We start from the raw sequence: 19,403 nt of genomic DNA, 5'->3' as shown, positions 1-19,403 counted from the left end.
GCCGACTGACCAGTGTCGACGACGGCCACGACCATCCGCTGGAATTCGAGTACGACCAGCAGGACCGCCTGATCACCGAGCATCAGGGCTGGGGCACCTTGCGTTATGCCTACGACGCCTGCGGCCAACTCAACCGCCTGCGTCTGCCGGACGGCAGCAAGCTCGATTACCACCACGCCAAGGGCGGCGCGCTGACGGCCATTGACCTCAACGGCACACGCCTCACCACCCACCAATTCGCCTTCGGCCGCGAACAGCAGCGTCAACAAGGTCAGCTCACCAGCCAATACCACTACGACGAACAAGGCCGGTTACAAGCCCACGCCATCAACCAGCAATCCAGTCCGCTGTACATGCGCCATTACGGGTATGCGGTCAACGGCAACCTGGCAACCATCGCCGACAGCCGTCATGGCCAGCGCAGCTATTACTACGACGCACTCAACCGCCTGACCCGCGTGCGCCACACCCGCGACGACCCACCGGAAACCTTCGCCCACGACCCTGCCGGCAACCTGCTGATGCAGGACCGCCCCGGCGCCGCGAAGGTGCTCGGTAATCGCCTACTCATGCAGGGCGACCGCCACTACGACTACGACGCCTTCGGCAACCTGATCCGCGAACGCCGCGGCACCGCACAGAAACTCGTCACCGAATACCGCTACGACTGCCAGCACCGGCTTATCGGCGTCACCACCCCGGACGGTCGTTGCTCAAGCTACCGCTACGACGCCTTCGGCCGCCGCATCGCCAAAACCGTTGACGGCAAAACTACCGAGTTCTTCTGGCAGGGCGACAACCTCGTCGCTGAAAGTAGCCACGAGCATTACCGCAGCTACGTCTACGAGCCGGGCAGTTTCCGTCCGCTGGCGATGCTCGACGGCAAAGGCCCGCGCAAGGCTTGCCCGTTCTACTACCAACTCGATCACCTCGGTACGCCGCAGGAACTGACGGATTACGGTGGTGAGATCGTTTGGTCGGCGAAGTACAACGCCTATGGCAAGGTCACGCATCTGGCGTTCGGAGGGGGAGAGCAGCTCGATCAGCCGCTGCGTTTTCAGGGGCAATACTTCGACGTCGAAAGCGGCCTGCACTACAACCGGCATCGGTACTATGATCCGGAGGTTGGTCGGTATCTGACGCCGGATCCGGTCAAGTTGGCGGGTGGGCTGAACCAGTACCAGTACACGCCGAATCCGACGGGGTGGGTGGATCCGTTGGGGTTGAGCGGGAATTGTCCGCCACCGAACAAACCTGGGTGTGGGGCGCCGGATGATACGACTGGCGCTAAGGTTGATGAAGGTGAGCCGGCGCTGCCGAAGCTGACAGGTGATCAGCGGAGGGCGCGGATTGATGAGTTGGCGGAGGCGGTTGCATTTAGACGATTAAAAGAAATGGAAGACTCGATAGATAAAGCTCACTTTTTACAAAGGCATGGAGCTCAAACGACTCTTCAATCTCAACTGGATCGTGTGAGTACAGGTAAGGACCCCGCGACGGGTGAGATTAAGTTTTATACAGAGGGAAGGAGAAGGGGGCAGCCTGTGATACCAAGTGCAGCGACTAAGTTTGTTTCCCATCGGGATCAACTAAATGCCATTTACAGGGCGAAACTAATATTTAGACAAAGTGGTCTTTTGAATTCTAGAGAGCCAATAGATTTTGGGCGTAAAGTTGGCGAGGGCTACAAAAGAAGAGGGCTTGAGTATGGGGAGCAGAACAAGGCTATTGTCATACTAAATGACGATGGTGATGCGATAACGTCTTACACGGAGTTCAGGTGATGAAGCCAAAACCGAGCATGGTTGTTTTGAGAAGCTTGCTTTTTGCCTTTGATATCGAAAATACAAAAAGTGAAGAAAGAGAAAAAATAATAGTATCTAAAGATGTAAATGATGATCGTGAGTTGGCTGAGTTGTTTGATCTTTTGCTGAAGCCAGATTTTCTAGTGTATCGGGCAGATGAGCGTCAATGGTTTATCGATACGATACTGTATTACTTAGATATGGGGGAAAACTTTGATGAGGTGTTCACAAGGGTGGATACGTACTTTGATGATGAGGTTAAAGATCAGCGTCGGTTTATGGAAGTTTTGCTGGATCGTTTGAAGTGTTATCAGTCGGAAAGTAATGGAGCGTGAATTATGCCTGAAGTTATTGGAGGGAGATAGTATCAAATAAATCTGTCCCATTTCGGTCGTCCCATTTCGGTCTGCCCTTGATTAGGATGAGTGCAATGTTGAAGTGGCCTTTGTTTGATCTTCCGTTTGAGCCTTTGCTTTCGTATTGGCTGGGAGGTATTTCTACTTATGATCTTGAGGATACTCTGGGCGTTACTTTGTCGGCATATGATCCAAATAACAAGGATGACAGAGAGAAGATTATCAGGGGGTTTCTGCTAAATGATTTTGATGATCTTACTTGTAGGCACAGATTCTTGATGTTCAAGGTGCTTGAGGAGGCTTTGAAGCTGCCAGACTTTGATTTTTCTACTCAGTTTGAAAGCGACTACGACGCCAATACATCTATGGCTTGGGATGAAACAGAGATAGACGATCCTCGTGGATTTTTTGAAGATATATATAAGTTGGCAAGCGAAGAATGGAAAGCCGACCTTACACAAGGCCAGTCTTGAAGACCAATCTACTTGGTGACAGAGGAGGCACGGCAGCGAAATTTCTGGGCAAGGTCGTCGGAAGTTTCCTTCAAAACGTATCGGTTTCCATGAACTGGTGCGAGGTGAGATCCATGGATAGTCTTTGGCTGTCGCTGCATATGCAGTGGCAGGGTGTAGGAACCCTTGGAAATTCACCGCGCATCAGCGCTGTCGTTTGATTGCGGCACTTAATTTGTGTCCGTAACATCGTTCGCGGCGGCTGTACGCGGGACACGCTTCGGCGTGGCTGAGTTTTGGTGGATCTCCTCAGTTTCCTACTCTCGCGTACGGCTGCCACCCAAGCCCGTAGGAAAGGCCGGTGGTAGCTTGAATTCATCCACCAAGGTCTCTCAAAAATGAAAACTCTTACACCTGATCCACCCTACGAAAAGCCAATCCCTCACCCCGACAACCGCTTCATGGCCCTCACCAGCAACTGCACCGACATGCCCACCCTGTTCGTCGATACCCACGCGCCGCTCGATGTTTTGCATGACGCTGGCAACTACCGAATTCGCGCAGTCACTCAGGTGCTTGAGAACATATCGATGCGCGGTTCGGTCGAGTGTGAGTCCTTCATTCTCAGCGATTTTGCCTTGCTCTGCGCCATTCCATTGCGCGATGGCTGTGATGTGCTGGATGTGATTGGGCGACGGTTACGGGCGCAACCGTAACATTGGCGAGACGGTGATCCTTCCCACATGGCTGTAGGAAGGATCATGTATTTTTCGATTTTTAGCGTTTATTTTGGTAAATATTGATCCTGAGATTTTATGAACGTGTTCAGCTCTTCGGAGTTGTAAATCTCAAGGCAAGCGTAAAAAACCATTTTTTTATCTGAGTGTTTGCTGACCGATGAAAAGTTTGTGTAGGCGTCAAGCATGAATTTTTCGGTTTCCATGTATGGATTGTGTGTGACTTCCAGGGTGTCTTCATTTTGTATTATTAGATGCTGGCCTTTTCCCATTGCTGAGTAGGCCCCAATGGCGAGGCCTATATCAGATTTTATTTCTGATTCGCCTTTGAATTGGCTGGATATGCAGTTGGCTAATCCATAGTCTTTCAATGTTTCCCGAGCTTTGTCGATATACGCTTCCGCAGATATCGCTCGGCCCGAAATGAATAGAAGTAAAAGCAGAATTGCCCGTGAGCGTGTCATTCCTTCAATTTCCAGAAATTTATCTTTTTTAATTTTACATTTGGATTGTCATAAGTATGGCTGTCTTGCCGATGGTAGTCGCTGTCGTCACCGGTCATGCCCCCATCCCAAAGGGTTGCATGCCCTGTTGCGTCGCTCCATCCGGCGATTTCCATAATGATGACGCCTTTCTTGCCATTTATATAACTCAAATTGCTTTGGGTTATTGTGTGGTCGGGTTCGCCCCACTTATGTTTCAGGAAGGCAAGAAAATCTACCACTTTCATGATATAGGGGAGTTTGTCTGCTCCGGCAAGCCGATAGATAGGGGTATTGGGTATGATTGTGCCTTTGGGTATTTTGTATCCGCCGTAGTTAAATGCCCTGCTTATTCTTAAGGCGCAAGCATTTGCATAGGCGTCAGGCTTGTCTGCCCTTGCCGCTTCGACGGGGCCTCCGACAAGGCCATAAACATCTATGGATGACTTATGTCCTACTTCTGCGTATGCGTTCCATAAATTGCTAAAACGGGGTCTTTTAATAGAGATGCTGAATGAGGCGTCGTCAGAATTGATAGCCATTATGCTTCACCTTCCATGTTGATAGCTTCGCTTCCAAATGCGCTCGGAATGATAGTCACGCCTTTGGCTCCAACTGCTCTTGAATAGTAGCTGTTTTATGAGGCGTCCAGCTCACAGCGGGGGCAAGTCCCCTTGTCGCAGAAGCAAGATCAAAAGATCGCAGCCTCCGGCAGCTCCTACGGGGGGTGTGATCGTTTTCTTGCTTCTGCGTTGGGGTGATTGCCGGGCAGATTGCCCGCTCAGCCGCGAACCCCTGACGTTCTGCGCCGTACAAGGTAAACTTCCCGGCCTTCGCAGGAGCAATCATGAATTATCGTCACGCCTTCCATGCCGGCAATCACGCCGATGTGTTCAAACACCTGACTTTGACCCGCCTCATCGCCCTGATGTCGCGCAAGGAGCAGCCGTTTGCCTATCTCGACACTCACGCCGGTATTGGTCTGTATGACCTTCAGGGCGATCAGGCCAGTCGTACCGGTGAGTACCTGGAAGGCATCGCGCGGTTGTGGGATCAGCCGGATTTGCCGGCGCTGACTGCCGATTACATGAAGGTGCTGCACGACATGAACCCGGATGGCCAGTTGCGCTATTACCCGGGGTCGCCGGAGTTGGCGCGGCGGCTGACGCGGCCGCAGGATCGGCTGATGCTCAATGAGAAGCACCCCGAAGACGGCTTGCTGCTCAAGGACAACATGGCCGGTGATCGTCGGGTGAAGGTTCACTTGGGCGAAGGCTGGCATGTGCCGCGTGCGATGTTGCCGGTGCAGGAGAAGCGGGCAGTGATGTTGATTGATCCGCCGTTCGAGCAGCTCGATGAGATGCAGCGTTGTGCGGCGTCGTTGAAAGAAGCGATTGGCCGGATGCGGCAGACGGTGGCGGCGATCTGGTATCCGGTGAAGGACCAGCGCATGTTGCGGCGTTTTTATCAGGACTTGGCCGGCACGGGCGCGCCGAAGTTGTTGCGGGTGGAGTTGCTGGTGCATCCGCTGGATACGCCCAATAGCCTGAATGGTTCGGGGTTGGCGATTGCCAATCCGCCATGGGGGCTGGAGGAGGAATTGCGTGAGTTGCTGCCGTGGTTGTCCAAGAAACTTGGGCAGACTCAGGGTGGGTGGCAGATGGATTGGTTGATTGCCGAGAGTTGATACATTGCATTAGTGGCGTCTGATCCGACGCCATCGCGGGCAAGCCCGCTCCCACAGGGTGTTATGTCGATCACAACATAGTGGTCAGACACATCACCTTGTGGGAGCGGGCTTGGTCCGGGCGGCGATCCGACGATGCTTTCAGGGCCCGAAAATCAGATCGGGCACGTTACGCCAGTACCGCCAATCCCACAGTAGCCTTCGGGGTTCTTGGCCAGGTACTGCTGGTGATACGCCTCGGCGAAGTAGAACGTCGGCGCTTCTTCGATTTCGGTGGTGATGGTGCCTTTGCCAGCCTTGGTCAGCTCGACCTGGAATACTTGCTCGCTGTGCTTGGCCGCAGCCAGTTGCGCCGGGTTGGTGGCATAGATCACCGAGCGGTACTGGGTGCCGATGTCGTTGCCCTGGCGCATGCCCTGGGTCGGGTTGTGCAGTTCCCAGAACATCTTCAGCAGCTGTTCGTAGCTGACTTTTGCCGGCTCGTAGACCACCAGTACCACTTCGCTGTGGCCGGTCAGGCCCGAGCAGACTTCTTCATACGTCGGGTTTGGCGTAAAGCCGCCGGCGTAACCCACCGCCGTACTGACCACGCCTTCGCGCTGCCAGAACTTGCGCTCCGCGCCCCAGAAGCAGCCCAGGCCGAAGATCGCGAAATCCACGTCCATCGCAAACGGGCCCAGCAGTGGCGCGTCGTGGACGAAGTGTTTCTCCGGGACGGTCATCGGGGTTTCGCGGCCAGGCAGAGCTTGTTCTTTAGTCGGGAGCACGTTTTTGTTCACCAGGATTTCCGAGCGCAGAACCATGATCAGTCCTCTCAGTCAGGTTGAGATGTAAATAAACAGACTGCCAGTGTGCCTAATGCCGGTCAGTTACGCACTATCCCTGTGGGAGCGAGCCTGCTCGCGATAGCGGTGTGTCAGTCAGAATCCACGTCACTGATAGATCGCTATCGCGAGCAGGCTCGCTCCCACAGGGATTGCGGTGTGCTCAGGCAATCGGGCCGCGCGGGTAGCGTTTGAGCTTTTCGATCAGCTCGGAACCCGGGATCGGCCGGTCGAACAGGTAGCCCTGGCCGACGTCGCAGCGGTGGCGGCGCAGGAAGGCCAGCTGCTCGGCCGTCTCGATGCCTTCGGCCACGACCTTGAGTTTCAGGTTGTGGGCCATGGCGATCACTGCGGAGGTGATTTCCATGTCGTCCTGGTTGTCCGGTATTTCATGGATGAAGCTTCGATCGATCTTGATGATGTCGATCGGGAATTTTTTCAAGTAGCTGAGTGACGAGTAACCGGTGCCGAAGTCGTCCATGGCCAGGGTCAGGCCCAGACGCTTGAGCTGGTCGAGCTGCAAGTGGGTGTCTTCGGTGGCCTCCAGCAGCAGGCCTTCGGTCAGTTCCAGCTCCAGCAGGTTGGCCGGCAGCTCTTCTTCTTTGAGGATGTTGGCGATGGACGCCACCAGGTCCGGGTCGGAGAACTGTTTGGGCGACAGGTTGATCGCCACTTGCAGGTTGCCGAGGCCGGCGGCGGTCAGGTCTTTGCTCATGCGGCAGGCCTGGCGGGCGATCCATTTGCCGATGGGGATGATCAGCCCGGTTTCTTCGGCCACGCTGATGAACTGGTCCGGGCGGATCATGCCCTTTTCCGGATGGTTCCAGCGCAGCAGCGCTTCCATCCCCAGCAAACGACCGCTGCGCAGGCACAGCTTGGGCTGGTAGAACACGTCCAGCTCGTTTTGGGTTAGGGCGCGGCGCAGGTTGTTTTCGACGAACAGTTTGTAGCTGGCCTCGGCGTTCAGCGCTTCGGTGAACACCTGTACCTGGTGTTTGCCGTTGGCCTTGGCCTTGTGCAGCGCCAGGCCGGCGTTGCGCATGAGCGTCTGCGGGTCGCGACCGTGTAGCGGCGCGCAGGCCAGGCCCACGGAGCCGGTGACGCTGATCAGCTGGTTGTCGACGAACATCGGTTTGTCGAGGGTTGCCAACAATTGGTTGGCGACCTGCTGGCCAGCCAAGAGGTCCGTGTCGTCCAACAGCACCGCGAATTCATTACTGGCAAAACGCGCCAGGCTGCCGCTCGGGCTCAGGCTGTTGCGCAGGCGCCGGGCCAGGCTGATCAGCAGCTTGTCGCCGGTCTGGTGGCCGAGGCTGTCGTTGATCCGCTTGAAGTTGTCGATGTCCACCAGCAGCAGGCTGATCGGCGTATCGCTGTCTCGGGCGAAGCGTTCGTCAAGGTTGCGAATGAACGCCGGGCGGTTGCCGAGGTTGGTCAGGTTGTCGGTGTAAGCCAGGCGCTCGATGCGCTGCTGGGCGAGCTTGGTGTGGGTTATGTCTTCGTAGATGCCGATGTAGTGGGTCAGTTCGCGGTTGTCGCCGTAGACCTTGGAAATCGACAACTGACCCCAGTAGGGTTCGAGGTTTTTGCGTCGGCTCTTGAACTCGCCCTGCCAGCTGTTGCTCTTGGCCAGTGCTGACGGCGCGTCGAATAGCAGTTCGCTGAGGTTTTCCAGCGCCGGCAGTTCCGACAGCCGCTGGCCGTGGACTTCTTCGGTGGTGTACTGGGTGATCGCCGTGAAGCTTGGGTTGACGTACTCCACCACGCCGTCGCAATTGACCAGCAGAAAGGCGTTGGCGCTTTGCTCCACTGCACGCTGGAACAGGTGCAGGGCGTTGGTGGCGGTTCGGCGATTGTGGTTGTTGATGACCTGGGCGAACTGATCCGCCAGTTCGCCGGCGAAGGCGATTTCGTCCGACTGCCAGGCGCGGGTCACACCGGATTGTTCCAGGCAGAGCACGCCGACCACCTGGCCATCGATACGGATGCTGGCGTCGAGCATGGCGTTGACGTCGCGGGGGCGAAGGCTCTCGGCCATGTGCCGGGTGCGCGGGTCACGCATGGAGTTATGGGCGTCGATGGCGCGGCCGGTGTGCAAGGCGTCGAGGTAATCGGGAAAACCACTGACGTCGATCGGTTCCGGCAGTTTGTGATTGCGGGTGGCGCGGTGATAGGCCGAGATCGGCGTCAGTAGCGAACCGTCGAGGTTCCACAGGCTGGCGCAGTCGATTTCATAGATATCGCAGGCGCTACGGGTGATCAGCTCGGCGGCTTCTTGCAGGGAGTTGTTGGTGCTGTAGCGCTGGCGGGTCAGCAGCAGAATCAGGTCTTGCTGGGCGCGCACCCGCTCCAGGTGTTGGAGTTGTTCCTGCTGGGCACGTTGATTGAGTTCCAGGGCGATTTGCAGGCGCGAATTCTGGGTTTCCAGATCCAGCACCGGCAGCAGGGGGTCATCGATGAACAAGCCGTCTACGACCATCAGGTAGCCGCGCAGAAGGTGCCGATTGTGTTGTTTGTAAGCTTCGCCCAGTTCCAGCAGGCTCAGTTCGCCGGCGGCGGTGTGCAAGGTGTAGCGGATCAGATAATGCGGGTTTGCGGTGAGTTGCTGCTGGATCGTGTCGTGCAGTTGATAGCGCGCCTCGGGCTCCATCAGGCTGGCGTAGGGCGAGCCGACCAGGGCACAGAGCTCCACGGCCGGCAGGCCGAACTGTCGTTCGCAATTGGGATCGAGAAACAGCAGTGCCCAGCTCGGTTCATTCAGCCGTTCGAAACGCAGCATGCCGAGCCGCGAGGGCACAGGCAACTGCGTCACTACCTCGGCCACCATACGGCTGGCGGCATCGGGTTGGCTTTTCATGGAGGGAAACTCGCTTCGAATATGCTGATCGCGCCGGGCTCTCGCCCTCTTTACTGTCGCCTGCGGCAAGGTTGCATCATTGCGACACCGACTGACAAGAGACATGAAGGCCAAGTGCTATAAGAATATGTCGGCAGGGGCGAAGATTTCTCCAATTCATGGGTGAAAGTAGTGGTGTGGGCCGAAAAATCGCAGCCCGCAGGAGCTGCCCAAGGCTGCGATCTTTTCGGGTTCAACGCAATTTGATGCTGATCGACTGTAATGGCTTGCCATCCCGATCGTGATAATTGACGCGAACCTGTTCGGCCTCGACGATCAGATGGGCAAAGTTGTCCTGGCTGATCACTTCACTGGTCAATTCGTGCCGATAGTCTCCGGCGGCTGTTCGGGCCAGCGCTTGATCGAGGATGAAGGTCGATGCCTTGGCATACGGCAGCAGTTTGCTGTTGCGCAGCGGTGAAGACACGATGGTGTGAACTTCGAAATCCGAATCCTCGGTGTGGGTCAGGCGGCTGGTCAGGGAGCCGTGGACGTCGCCGGAAATGAAGAAGACGTTCTTGATGCCGCGCGTGCGAATCGTCTCCAGCAGCCGTAGCCGTTGTTCCGGGAAGGCTTTCCAGGCGTCATCGCCATAGCTTTTGCGGTCGGGGTAAAACATGACGCTGGTGACCACGAATTTGACCCGGGCAGGGCTGTTGATGAGCCATTTGAGCAGCGCCTGTTCCTGTTCTTCGTCAAGGATGCGCCGGTCGTTGGCTGACAGATTGCGTCGGGTTCGGCTGTCGGTAATAAACCATTCGATATCGCCCTCGCAGAACTGATACCAATACTGTTCCAGTCTTCTGCTTACTTGCCCGTTGCCAAGCAGTTCATGGGCTGGACTGTGGCTGGCTTGATATAACTCATACGCTGCAATGGCGTTTTTATATAAGTAATCATCGGCCTTGCTTTTGTTGGCCGGCCAGTTGTCTTCGATTTCATGGTCGTCGAGGATCATGTAAGTCGGCACGCCGGACATTAACTTCGAGATATGAGGCTGCGAAAAAGCCGTGCGGTACTTGCTGAGGATATCTTTGTATTCCCGGTCGGGGGCTACGAGGTTCAGGTCGTCGACGTAAATCTGGTCACCCGTCATCAGCATGGCGCTGATGGGCGGCTCGGCGCGTCCCGCCAGGTTTGTGATCGAGGCAAAAATCCGGTCGCCCAGATGCGGTGCCGACGCAATGCCAGCAGTCATTCGCAAGTAACGACATGAGCCAACGATATACGCCCGTGGCGTTGTGGTTTTGCTGGACTGAGTGCGAAAGCGGTAGATCTCCCGCGGCCATTGCAGCGGCAACTCCTGAACCGTCTCCACGGTATGCACCGGGCTCATGGGGCTGAACCAGCCGGCCTGGTATTCATAGTCGGTATCGCTGGCAAGATCGTTGAGTGTCATCACATCAGACATATCCCGCACGATGGTCAGTTTTGCAAATAGGCTTTCGGACCAGTGTTCCTCGCCAGTGCGTCGATAACGGATGCCTGCAAATACCAAGGCATTGTCCTGTGACTCTCCGCGCAAGAAAATGCGGGCATGGTTAGTTGTGGTGTGGCCAATGATAGGGCCGACAGTAGGTTTGAACATATTCGAATCCGTTCGAGGTAATGCTAACTAAGCTGATTAAGTAATCGAAGTTCCTGTTGGGAATCCTCGAAACTAAGACTAGTTATTGGTTCGCGAAAAATATCGGGCAGAAGTGGACTTGAGTTGTAAGCAACGTAAGCCTTGGATGTAGGAAGAACGCGTAGAGGAGGGCTCAACACCCGTCAATCAAGGTGCGGAATCTGTGGGGGCGGGCTTGCTCGCGAAGGCGGTGGCACACTCAACATTGATGTCGCCTGATACACCGTTTTCGCGAGCAAGCCCGCTCCCACATGGATTGCGTTTAAAGCAAAAAAAAGCCCCGCCAAATTGGCGGGGTTGAGGTACGAGCGTGGCGCTCGGAAAACATGGAACGCGACGGGCCCTCCGGTCAAGGAGGGCCAGCCGGTGTTACAGCAGGATGGTGCGGATGTCCGCCAGCAGGTCGCTCAGACGCTTGGTGAAGCGTGCAGCGGCGGCACCGTTGATCACACGGTGATCGTAGGACAGCGACAGGGGCAGCATCAGTTTCGGCTGGAAGGCTTTGCCGTCCCAGACTGGCTGGATGGTTGCCTTGGAAACACCGAGGATCGCCACTTCCGGCGCGTTGACGATCGGCGTGAAGCCGGTGCCGCCAATGTGGCCGAGGCTGGAAATGGTGAAGCAGGCGCCTTGCATGTCGTCGGCCGAGAGCTTCTTGGTCCGGGCTTTTTCAGCCAGGGCCGCGGCTTCGGCTGCCAATTGCAACAGGCTCTTCTGATCGACGTTCTTGATGACCGGTACCAGCAGGCCATCCGGGGTGTCGACCGCGAAACCGATGTTCACGTACTTCTTGCGAATGATCGCCTTGCCGCTTGGCGCCAGCGAACTGTTGAAGTCCGGCAGTTCCTTGAGCAAGTGAGCGCAGGACTTGAGCAGCAGCGGCAGGATGGTCAGCTTGACGCCAGCCTTCTCGGCCACGGCTTTCTGTGCGATACGGAACGCTTCCAGCTCGGTGATATCCGCCGAGTCGAATTGCGTCACGTGTGGCACGTTCAGCCAGCTGCGGTGCAGGTTGGCAGCGCCGGCCTGCATCAGGCGGGTCATCGGCACTTCTTCGGTTTCACCGAAGCGGCTGAAGTCCACGACCGGAATCGGCGGGATGCCCGCGCCGCCAGTTGCGCCGCCAGCGGCCGGTGCTTCCTTGGCCTTCTGCATCATGGCTTTGACGTAAACCTGCACGTCTTCTTTCAGCACACGACCGTGCGGGCCGCTTGGGCTGACCGCGCTCAGCTCGACGCCGAATTCACGGGCCAGTTGGCGCACCGCAGGACCTGCGTGAACCTTGGCGCCAGGCTTGGCTGGAGCAGCGGCCGGGGCGGCAACTGCAGGCGCGGCTGCAGCCTGAGCAGCAGGTGCAGCAGGAGCGCTCGGAGCAGCAGCGGCTGGAGCCGGGGCCGCAGCAGGCGCCGCGCCTTTGACTTTCAGCTTCAGGATCAGGTCGCCGGTACCGACTTCGTCATCCAGCTTGATGGAAATGCTTTCCACCACACCGGCGGCAGGCGATGGAATTTCCATGCTCGCCTTGTCGGATTCCAGGGTAATCAGCGACTGGTCGGCAGCGACGGTGTCGCCAGCCTTGACCAGCACTTCAATGATCTTGGCCTTGCCCGCCGAACCGATGTCCGGGACGTGAATATCCTGAACGCTGTCGGCAACCGGTGCCGCCGGGGCTGCGGCGGCAGGCGCCGGAGCAGCGGCAGCAGGCGCAGCAGCCTGAGCTGGCGCGGCAGCGGCCGGTGCAGCAGCACCCGCCACTTTCAGGGCCAGAATCAGGTCGCCAGTGCCGACTTCGTCGTTGAGTTTGACGCTGATGCTTTCAACCACGCCCGCAGCGGGCGAAGGGATTTCCATGCTGGCCTTGTCGGATTCCAGGGTGATCAGCGACTGATCAGCCTCGACGGTGTCGCCGACCTTGACCTGGATCTCGATGATCTGGGCCTTGCCCGACGAACCGATGTCCGGCACGTGCACTTGCTGAATGCTGGCGGCAGCCGGCGCGGCAGCAGGAGCCGCCGGCGCAGGTGCAGCAGCCGGCTTGGCTTCAGCCTTGGCAGCCGGCGCAGCGGCAGCCGCAGGGGCCGGGGCAGCGGCACCTTCGACTTCCAGTTCCAGCAGTTCGTCGCCTTCTTTCAGGCGATCGCCCAGCTTCACTTTCAGGCTCTTGATGATGCCGGCCTTAGGCGCAGGCACTTCCATGCTCGCCTTGTCCGATTCCAGTGTCAGGATGCTCTGATCGGCTTCGATACGGTCGCCGACCTTCACAAACAGTTCAATTACTTCACCTTCACCGCTGCCGATGTCAGGTACGCGAATGAGTTCGCTCACAGAGTGTCTCCTCAGCAGTCCAGTGGGTTGCGTTTTTCCGGGTTGATACCGAACTTGGCGATGGCTTCAGCCACCACTTTAGGTTCGATGTCACCACGGTCAGCCAAGGCTTCCAGGGCTGCCAACACCACGAAATGACGGTCGACTTCGAAGAAGTGACGCAGCTTCTTGCGGCTGTCACTGCGGCCGAAACCATCGGTGCCCAGGACTTTGAATTCCTTGGACGGGACCCACTGACGAATTTGCTCGGCGAACAGCTTCATGTAGTCGGTAGAGGCGATGACCGGACCTTTACGGCCGTTCAGGCACTCTTCGACATAGCTCAGCTTAGGCTTCTGGCCAGGGTGCAGACGGTTGGTACGCTCAACGGCCAGGCCATCGCGACGCAGTTCGTTGAAGCTGGTAACGCTCCACACGTCAGCGCCGACGTTGAACTCTTCACGCAGGATCTTCGCCGCTTCACGGACTTCACGCAGGATGGTGCCGGAGCCCATCAGCTGAACGTGGTGCGCCGCTTCGCGGGTGTCTTCCTCGAGCAGGTACATGCCTTTCTTGATGCCTTCTTCGGCACCGGCCGGCATGGCTGGCTGCTGGTAGGACTCGTTCATAACGGTGATGTAGTAGAAGACGTCCTGTTGCTCTTCGGTCATCTTCTTCATGCCGTCCTGAATGATCACCGCCAGCTCGTAGCCGTAGGTTGGATCGTAGGTGCGGCAGTTCGGGATGGTGGCAGCCAGCAGGTGGCTGTGACCGTCTTCGTGTTGCAGGCCTTCACCGTTCAGGGTGGTACGGCCGGCGGTGCCGCCGATCAGGAAGCCACGGGTACGGCTGTCGCCAGCGGCCCAGGCCAGGTCGCCGATACGCTGGAAGCCGAACATCGAGTAGAAGATGTAGAACGGCAGCATCGGCTGGTTGTGGCTGGAGTACGAAGTGCCGGCAGCGATGAAGGAGCTCATGGCGCCCGCTTCGTTGATGCCTTCTTCGAGGATCTGACCCTTCTGGTCTTCCTTGTAGAACATCACCTGGTCTTTATCTACTGGCTCGTAGAGCTGGCCGACGGAGGAGTAGATGCCCAACTGACGGAACATGCCTTCCATACCGAAGGTACGGGCTTCGTCCGGGATGATCGGGACGATGCGCGGGCCGATTTCCTTGTCCTTGACCAGTTGCGCGAGGATCCGCACGAAGGCCATGGTGGTGGAGATTTCACGGTCGCCCGAGCCATCCAGGATCGCCTTGAGGGTGTCCAGTGGAGGGGTCGGGATGTTGAAGCTCTTGGCGCGACGCTGAGGCACGAAACCGCCCAGTGCGGTACGGCGCTCGCTCAGGTAACGGGCTTCGGCGCTGCCTTCTTCCGGTTTGAAGAATGGCAGGTTTTCCAGTTCATCGTCCTTGACCGGGATGTCGAAACGATCACGGAACAACTTCAGGCTGTCGACGTCGACTTTCTTGGTGTTGTGCGCAGTGTTTTTCGCTTCGCCGGCACCGGTGCCATAACCCTTGATGGTCTTGGCCAGGATGACAGTCGGTTGTTCTTTGTGGTTGACCGCTTCGTGGTACGCCGCGTAGACCTTGTACGGGTCGTGGCCGCCACGGTTGAGCTTCCAGATCTCGTCGTCAGACAGGTCTGCAACCATCGCCTTGAGTTCTGGCGTGTTGAAGAAGTGTTCACGCACGAATGCGCCGTCTTTTGCTTTGTAGTTCTGGTACTCGCCGTCGATGACTTCGTCCATGCGGCGTTGCAGGATGCCGTCGACGTCCTTGGCCAGCAGTGGGTCCCAGAAACGGCCCCAGATGACTTTGGTCACGTTCCACTGAGCACCGCGGAACACGCCTTCGAGTTCCTGGATGATCTTGCCGTTGCCGCGAACCGGGCCGTCAAGGCGCTGCAGGTTGCAGTTGATGACGAAGATCAGGTTGTCCAGCTTCTCGCGGCCGGCCAACGAGATGGCACCCAGGGATTCCGGCTCGTCGCACTCGCCGTCGCCCAGGAAGCACCAGACTTTCTGTTTGCCCGGCTGGATGAAGCCACGGTGTTCCAGGTACTTCATGAAGCGTGCCTGGTAGATCGCCTGGATCGGACCCAGGCCCATGGATACGGTCGGGAACTGCCAGAAGTCAGGCATCAGCCAAGGGTGCGGGTAGGACGACAGGCCCTGACCGTCGACTTCCTGGCGGAAGTTGTTCATCTGGTCTTCGGTGATGCGGCCTTCCATGAATGCACGGGCGTAAACGCCTGGCGAGGTGTGGCCCTGGAAGTAGATCAGGTCGCCGCCGTGTTCGTCGGTCGGGGCCTGGAAGAAATAGTTGAAGCCGATGTCGTACAGGGTTGCACTGGAGGCGAAGCTGGAGATGTGACCGCCCAGGTCAGAATCTTTCAGGTTCGTGCGCATCACCATGGCCATCGCGTTCCAGCGTACCAGCGAGCGAATGCGGCGTTCCATGAACAGGTCGCCAGGCATGCGTGCTTCGTGGGTAACGGGAATGGTGTTGCGGTATGGCGTGGTGATGGCGTAAGGCAATTGCGAACCGCTGCGGGTTGCGAGTTCGCCCATACGGGTCATCAGATAGTGAGCACGGTCTTCGCCTTCTTTGTCGAGAACCGATTCCAGGGCGTCCAGCCATTCCTGGGTTTCGACGGGATCGAGGTCTTGCATGGCTTGCTCCAGGGCGGAAAGGCTTCCAGAATCGGTTGCCTGAGTTTGCGACTGGCCTTGTGGGCAGACGATTATAAATTCTTGGATTGCCGATAGGTTGTTCCGGCGGCGTGTAGTTTTACTACAAATCTTCGGGCATTTCAGCCTTTCGAATGTATAGACGAGTAGTAAAACTACAGATGATTGGCTTGTGGCCTCCGGCTGCGTTGTGAGAATAATCGTTAAGGTTGGTCTTTTGCCAACCATAAAAGGTGAAAGCTTGATGGTCGCTGCCAAAAATAAAGATATTTCAGCTATTTCTAACCTTTGTTCGACAGTTGATCACGTAGTGTATTTTCACAAAACACTACATGCAGCCCTTCGCACGCCGATCAAGGATAGACCATGAGCCATCCTTCGCTTGCCGAACTGCCCGGCGTACTCCTGCCGTTGGTCACCCGTGCCGAGCAGTCGTTCCGTACGACGGTCGGGGTTCTTCCCGGCGACCATGGCCTGTCCACCTGGACGCCTGAGCGCTGGGCGCAATTTGCTCGCGTCACCGCTGCCAGTGACTTTGTGATTGAACAGAGTCTGCGTGACCCTTTGATGTTGCTGGAGCTGGTGCAGTCCGGCGAACTGGACCGCGCCTTTGCTCCGGGCGAATTGTGCGCACAGATTGCGACGGCGGTGAGCGCCGCCGAAACCGACGACCAACTTGGCCGCGCCCTGCGTCGCCAGCGCGCACGCCAGCAAGTGCGGATCATCTGGCGCGACCTGACCCGCCAGGCGGATTTGATCCAGACCTGTCGCGACCTCTCGGACATGGCCGATGCCAGCATCGATCAGGCCTATCAGTGGTTGTATCAGCGGCATTGCCAGCAGTTCGGCACGCCCACCGGGCGACGCAGCGGCGAGCCGCAGCAGATGGTTATCCTCGGCATGGGCAAGCTTGGCGCGGTGGAGCTGAATCTGTCGTCGGACATCGACCTGATCTTCGCCTACCCCGAGGGCGGCGAAACCGTCGGCGTGAAGCGGTCGCTGGATAACCAGGAGTTTTTCATTCGCCTCGGCCAGCGGCTGATCAAGGCGCTGGACCCGATGACCGTCGACGGTTTCGTGTTCCGCGTCGACATGCGTTTGCGGCCTTACGGTTCGGCCGGTGCCCTGGTGCTGAGCTTCAACGCGCTGGAGCAGTATTACCAGGATCAGGGGCGCGACTGGGAACGCTACGCGATGATCAAGGCACGGGTGGTGGCCGGCGATCAGGTGGCCGGCGCCCAGTTGCTCGAGATGCTGCGGCCGTTCGTCTACCGGCGTTACCTGGACTTCTCGGCCATCGAAGCGCTGCGCACCATGAAGCAGCTGATCCAGCAGGAAGTCCGGCGCAAGGGCATGGCGGATAACATCAAGCTCGGCTCCGGCGGCATCCGTGAAGTCGAGTTTATCGCCCAGGCCTTCCAGCTGATTCACGGTGGCCGCGACCTGAGCCTGCAACAACGTCCTCTATTAAAAGTACTGAGCACCCTGGAGGGGCAGGGCTACCTGCCGGCGGCGGTGGTCAGCGAATTGCGCGAAGGCTACGAATTCCTGCGTTACACCGAGCACGCGATCCAGGCGATTGCCGACCGCCAGACCCAGATGCTGCCGGATGGCCCGCAGGATCAGGCGCGCATTGCCTTTATGCTCGGGTTTGCCAATTGGACGGCGTTCCACGAACAACTGATGTACTGGCGTGGACGGGTGGCCTGGCACTTCGGTCAGGTGATCGCCGATCCCGACGAGGAGGAAGGAGCCAGGAACGAAGTGGTGGTCGGCGGGGAATGGCTGCCGCTATGGGAAGAGGCGCAGGATGAAGAGGCCGCGTGCCGTCAACTCGAAGAGGGCGGTTTCGCCGATGCCACCAAGGCGTTGAAAGCCCTGGCCAGCCTGCGCAGCAGTCCGCAATTGCGCGCCATGCAGCGCCTGGGGCGTGAACGTCTTGATGCTTTTATTCCACGCTTGCTGGCCCAGGCCGTGGAACATGCCAATCCCGATCTGGTGCTGGAGCGGGTGCTGCCGCTGGTGGAAGCCGTGGCACGTCGCTCCGCCTATCTGGTGTTGTTGACCGAGAACCCCGGCGCCTTGCGTCGCTTGCTGACACTGTGCGCCGCGAGCCCGTGGATTGCCGAACAGATCACGCGCTTCCCGTTGCTGCTCGACGAATTACTCAACGAAGGCCGGTTGTTCAAGCCGCCGTTGGCGCCGGAACTGGCGGCCGAGTTGCGCGAGCGTTTGACGCGGATTCCCGAAGACGACCTTGAGCAGCAAATGGAGGCGCTGCGACATTTCAAACTGGCGCACAGCTTGCGCGTCGCGGCCTCGGAAATCGCCGGCAGCCTGCCATTGATGAAGGTCAGTGATTACCTGACCTGGCTCGCCGAAGCGATCCTCGAACAAGTGCTGGCCCTGGCCTGGCGCCAGACCGTGGCCAAGTACGGTACGCCGCTGTGCTCCGACGGCACCTTGTGCGACCCTGGCTTCATCATTGTCGGTTACGGGAAAGTCGGCGGTCTGGAACTGGGGCACAGTTCGGACCTGGACCTGGTGTTCATTCATGACGCGGATCCGCAAGCGGAAACCGACGGCCCGAAACCCATTGACAGCGCACAGTTCTTTACCCGGCTCGGGCAGCGGATCATTCACTTGCTGACGGCCCAGACCAACTCCGGTCAGCTGTATGAAGTGGACATGCGCCTGCGGCCGTCCGGTGCGTCCGGTTTGCTGGTGAGTTCATTGGGGGCGTTTTCCCGATATCAGGAAAACGAAGCCTGGACCTGGGAACATCAGGCGCTGGTGCGGGCGCGGGTGCTGGTGGGCAGTCAGGATGTCGGCCAGGCGTTCGAGAAGGTTCGCGCGACGGTATTGGCCAAATCGCGGGATCTGTCGACCTTGCGCCAGGAGGTCAGCGAGATGCGCGCCAAGATGCGCGATAATCTCGGCAGCAAGAGCACGGCGGCCGGCACGGCGGCAAATGCCTTCGAGGCCACGGCGCCGTTCGATCTCAAGCAGGACGCCGGAGGTATCGTCGATATTGAATTTATGGTGCAATACGCGGCTCTGGCGTGGTCTGAGGCGCATCCGTCCTTACTGCGCTATACCGACAATATCCGCATTCTGGAAGGGCTGGAAGAGGAGGGGTTGATACCCGCCGAAGACGCCAGCCTGTTGCGTGAGGCCTATAAAGCCTACCGCTCCGCCGCTCACCGGGAGGCCTTGCAGAAGGACGCCGGGGTGATACCGGGCGACCAGTTCGTGGATGAACGGCGGCAGGTCATGCGGATCTGGCGCGAGCTGGGGTTAAGCTGAAGCTGACATGAGCGTGGCAGGCTTTTGTGGCGAGGGAGCTTGCTCCCGCTGGAGTGCGAAGCGCTCCCGAATCAGATCGTGCGGTCTGTTAGATGAAAACGCAGTGGCAGTTTTGGGGCTGCTTCGCAGCCCAGCGGGAGCAAGCTCCCTCGCCACATAGATTTATGCTTGCTGACATGGATGTGTATTAAATTTATCCGACGAGCCCCAATCGGCTCGTCCAAATGACCT

The 19,403-nt window shown here is 57.9% G+C and carries 13 protein-coding genes; 6 read left to right on the top strand and 7 right to left on the bottom strand.

Translation table 11 applies throughout. The features are described 5' to 3' along the window. The 4 genes from AACY49_RS09785 to AACY49_RS09770 form a co-directional block, all read left to right on the top strand. Positions 1-1,784 (top strand): RHS repeat domain-containing protein (locus AACY49_RS09785; RefSeq protein ID WP_339523302.1); only part of this gene is annotated, 1,784 nt, incomplete at its 5' end. Then, the gene (locus tag AACY49_RS09780) at positions 1,784-2,140 is read left to right on the top strand and encodes a hypothetical protein (protein WP_258697886.1); all 357 of its coding nucleotides are present in this window, start codon (positions 1,784-1,786) and stop codon (positions 2,138-2,140) included. The genes AACY49_RS09785 and AACY49_RS09780, both read left to right, overlap by 1 nt. 95 nt (positions 2,141-2,235) lie before the next feature. Then, positions 2,236-2,634 (top strand): hypothetical protein, encoded by a 399-nt coding sequence (locus AACY49_RS09775; protein ID WP_339523300.1) that lies wholly within the window; start codon positions 2,236-2,238, stop codon positions 2,632-2,634. A gap of 377 nt (positions 2,635-3,011) precedes the next feature. After that, the gene (locus tag AACY49_RS09770; RefSeq protein WP_258697884.1) at positions 3,012-3,329 is read left to right on the top strand and encodes a hypothetical protein; all 318 of its coding nucleotides are present in this window, start codon (positions 3,012-3,014) and stop codon (positions 3,327-3,329) included. Positions 3,330-3,397: 68 nt separating this feature from the next. Here AACY49_RS09770 and AACY49_RS09765 read toward each other — a convergent pair whose 3' ends face one another. Further along, a complete protein-coding gene (locus tag AACY49_RS09765; protein WP_258697883.1) occupies positions 3,398-3,814 on the bottom strand; it encodes a type VI secretion system amidase immunity protein Tai4 in 417 nt (138 codons plus the stop codon). Then, positions 3,811-4,374: a type VI secretion system amidase effector protein Tae4 gene (locus AACY49_RS09760; protein ID WP_258697882.1), complete on the bottom strand. Its 564-nt coding sequence runs from the start codon at positions 4,372-4,374 to the stop codon at positions 3,811-3,813. Before AACY49_RS09760 ends, AACY49_RS09765 begins: the two co-directional genes overlap by 4 nt. Before the next feature lie 305 nt (positions 4,375-4,679). On the opposite strand from AACY49_RS09760, the gene AACY49_RS09755 reads away from it, so the two are divergent. Then, a complete protein-coding gene (locus tag AACY49_RS09755) occupies positions 4,680-5,519 on the top strand; it encodes a 23S rRNA (adenine(2030)-N(6))-methyltransferase RlmJ (protein ID WP_008009107.1) in 840 nt (279 codons plus the stop codon). A gap of 155 nt (positions 5,520-5,674) precedes the next feature. On the opposite strand, the gene msrA is transcribed toward AACY49_RS09755, so the two are convergent. The 5 genes from msrA to aceE all read right to left on the bottom strand — a co-directional run bounded on the left by msrA (position 5,675) and on the right by aceE (position 15,848). Further along, complete coding sequence (gene msrA / locus AACY49_RS09750; RefSeq protein ID WP_339523295.1) at positions 5,675-6,322, bottom strand: peptide-methionine (S)-S-oxide reductase MsrA; 648 nt, start codon at positions 6,320-6,322, stop codon at positions 5,675-5,677. Positions 6,323-6,506: 184 nt separating this feature from the next. Continuing rightward, complete coding sequence (locus tag AACY49_RS09745) at positions 6,507-9,200, bottom strand: putative bifunctional diguanylate cyclase/phosphodiesterase (RefSeq protein ID WP_339523293.1); 2,694 nt, start codon at positions 9,198-9,200, stop codon at positions 6,507-6,509. Positions 9,201-9,432: 232 nt separating this feature from the next. Continuing rightward, a complete protein-coding gene (locus AACY49_RS09740; protein WP_339523291.1) occupies positions 9,433-10,827 on the bottom strand; it encodes an alkaline phosphatase D family protein in 1,395 nt (464 codons plus the stop codon). Between the two features lie 408 nt (positions 10,828-11,235). Then, positions 11,236-13,191, bottom strand: coding sequence for a dihydrolipoyllysine-residue acetyltransferase (gene aceF / locus AACY49_RS09735; protein ID WP_339523289.1), 1,956 nt, complete (start codon positions 13,189-13,191; stop codon positions 11,236-11,238). An 11-nt stretch (positions 13,192-13,202) separates the two neighbouring features. Further along, complete coding sequence (gene aceE, locus AACY49_RS09730; protein ID WP_253417082.1) at positions 13,203-15,848, bottom strand: pyruvate dehydrogenase (acetyl-transferring), homodimeric type; 2,646 nt, start codon at positions 15,846-15,848, stop codon at positions 13,203-13,205. Positions 15,849-16,232: 384 nt separating this feature from the next. On the opposite strand from aceE, the gene glnE reads away from it, so the two are divergent. After that, the gene (gene glnE, locus AACY49_RS09725) at positions 16,233-19,172 is read left to right on the top strand and encodes a bifunctional [glutamate--ammonia ligase]-adenylyl-L-tyrosine phosphorylase/[glutamate--ammonia-ligase] adenylyltransferase (RefSeq protein ID WP_339523286.1); all 2,940 of its coding nucleotides are present in this window, start codon (positions 16,233-16,235) and stop codon (positions 19,170-19,172) included. Positions 19,173-19,403 lie beyond the last annotated feature (231 nt).

The organism is Pseudomonas sp. EL_65y_Pfl2_R96 (assembly GCF_963970905.1).
In the GTDB taxonomy this organism is placed as follows: Bacteria; Pseudomonadota; Gammaproteobacteria; order Pseudomonadales; family Pseudomonadaceae; genus Aquipseudomonas.
The sequence above is the reverse complement of the archived record's forward strand: the minus strand, read 5'-3'. Positions and strand labels throughout refer to the sequence as shown.

Bases quoted from the DNA above. Each gene is read 5' to 3' on its own strand.
- AACY49_RS09780 (WP_258697886.1), top strand. From the start codon at position 1,784: ATGAAGCCAAAACCGAGCATGGTTGTTTTGAGAAGCTTGCTTTTTGCC.
- AACY49_RS09755 (WP_008009107.1), top strand. From the start codon at position 4,680: ATGAATTATCGTCACGCCTTCCATGCCGGCAATCACGCCGATGTGTTC.
- AACY49_RS09775 (WP_339523300.1), top strand. From the start codon at position 2,236: ATGTTGAAGTGGCCTTTGTTTGATCTTCCGTTTGAGCCTTTGCTTTCG.
- glnE (WP_339523286.1), top strand. From the start codon at position 16,233: ATGAGCCATCCTTCGCTTGCCGAACTGCCCGGCGTACTCCTGCCGTTG.
- AACY49_RS09740 (WP_339523291.1), bottom strand. From the start codon at position 10,827: ATGTTCAAACCTACTGTCGGCCCTATCATTGGCCACACCACAACTAAC.
- AACY49_RS09770 (WP_258697884.1), top strand. From the start codon at position 3,012: ATGAAAACTCTTACACCTGATCCACCCTACGAAAAGCCAATCCCTCAC.
- AACY49_RS09760 (WP_258697882.1), bottom strand. From the start codon at position 4,374: ATGGCTATCAATTCTGACGACGCCTCATTCAGCATCTCTATTAAAAGA.
- AACY49_RS09765 (WP_258697883.1), bottom strand. From the start codon at position 3,814: ATGACACGCTCACGGGCAATTCTGCTTTTACTTCTATTCATTTCGGGC.
- AACY49_RS09745 (WP_339523293.1), bottom strand. From the start codon at position 9,200: ATGAAAAGCCAACCCGATGCCGCCAGCCGTATGGTGGCCGAGGTAGTG.
- msrA (WP_339523295.1), bottom strand. From the start codon at position 6,322: ATGGTTCTGCGCTCGGAAATCCTGGTGAACAAAAACGTGCTCCCGACT.
- aceE (WP_253417082.1), bottom strand. From the start codon at position 15,848: ATGCAAGACCTCGATCCCGTCGAAACCCAGGAATGGCTGGACGCCCTG.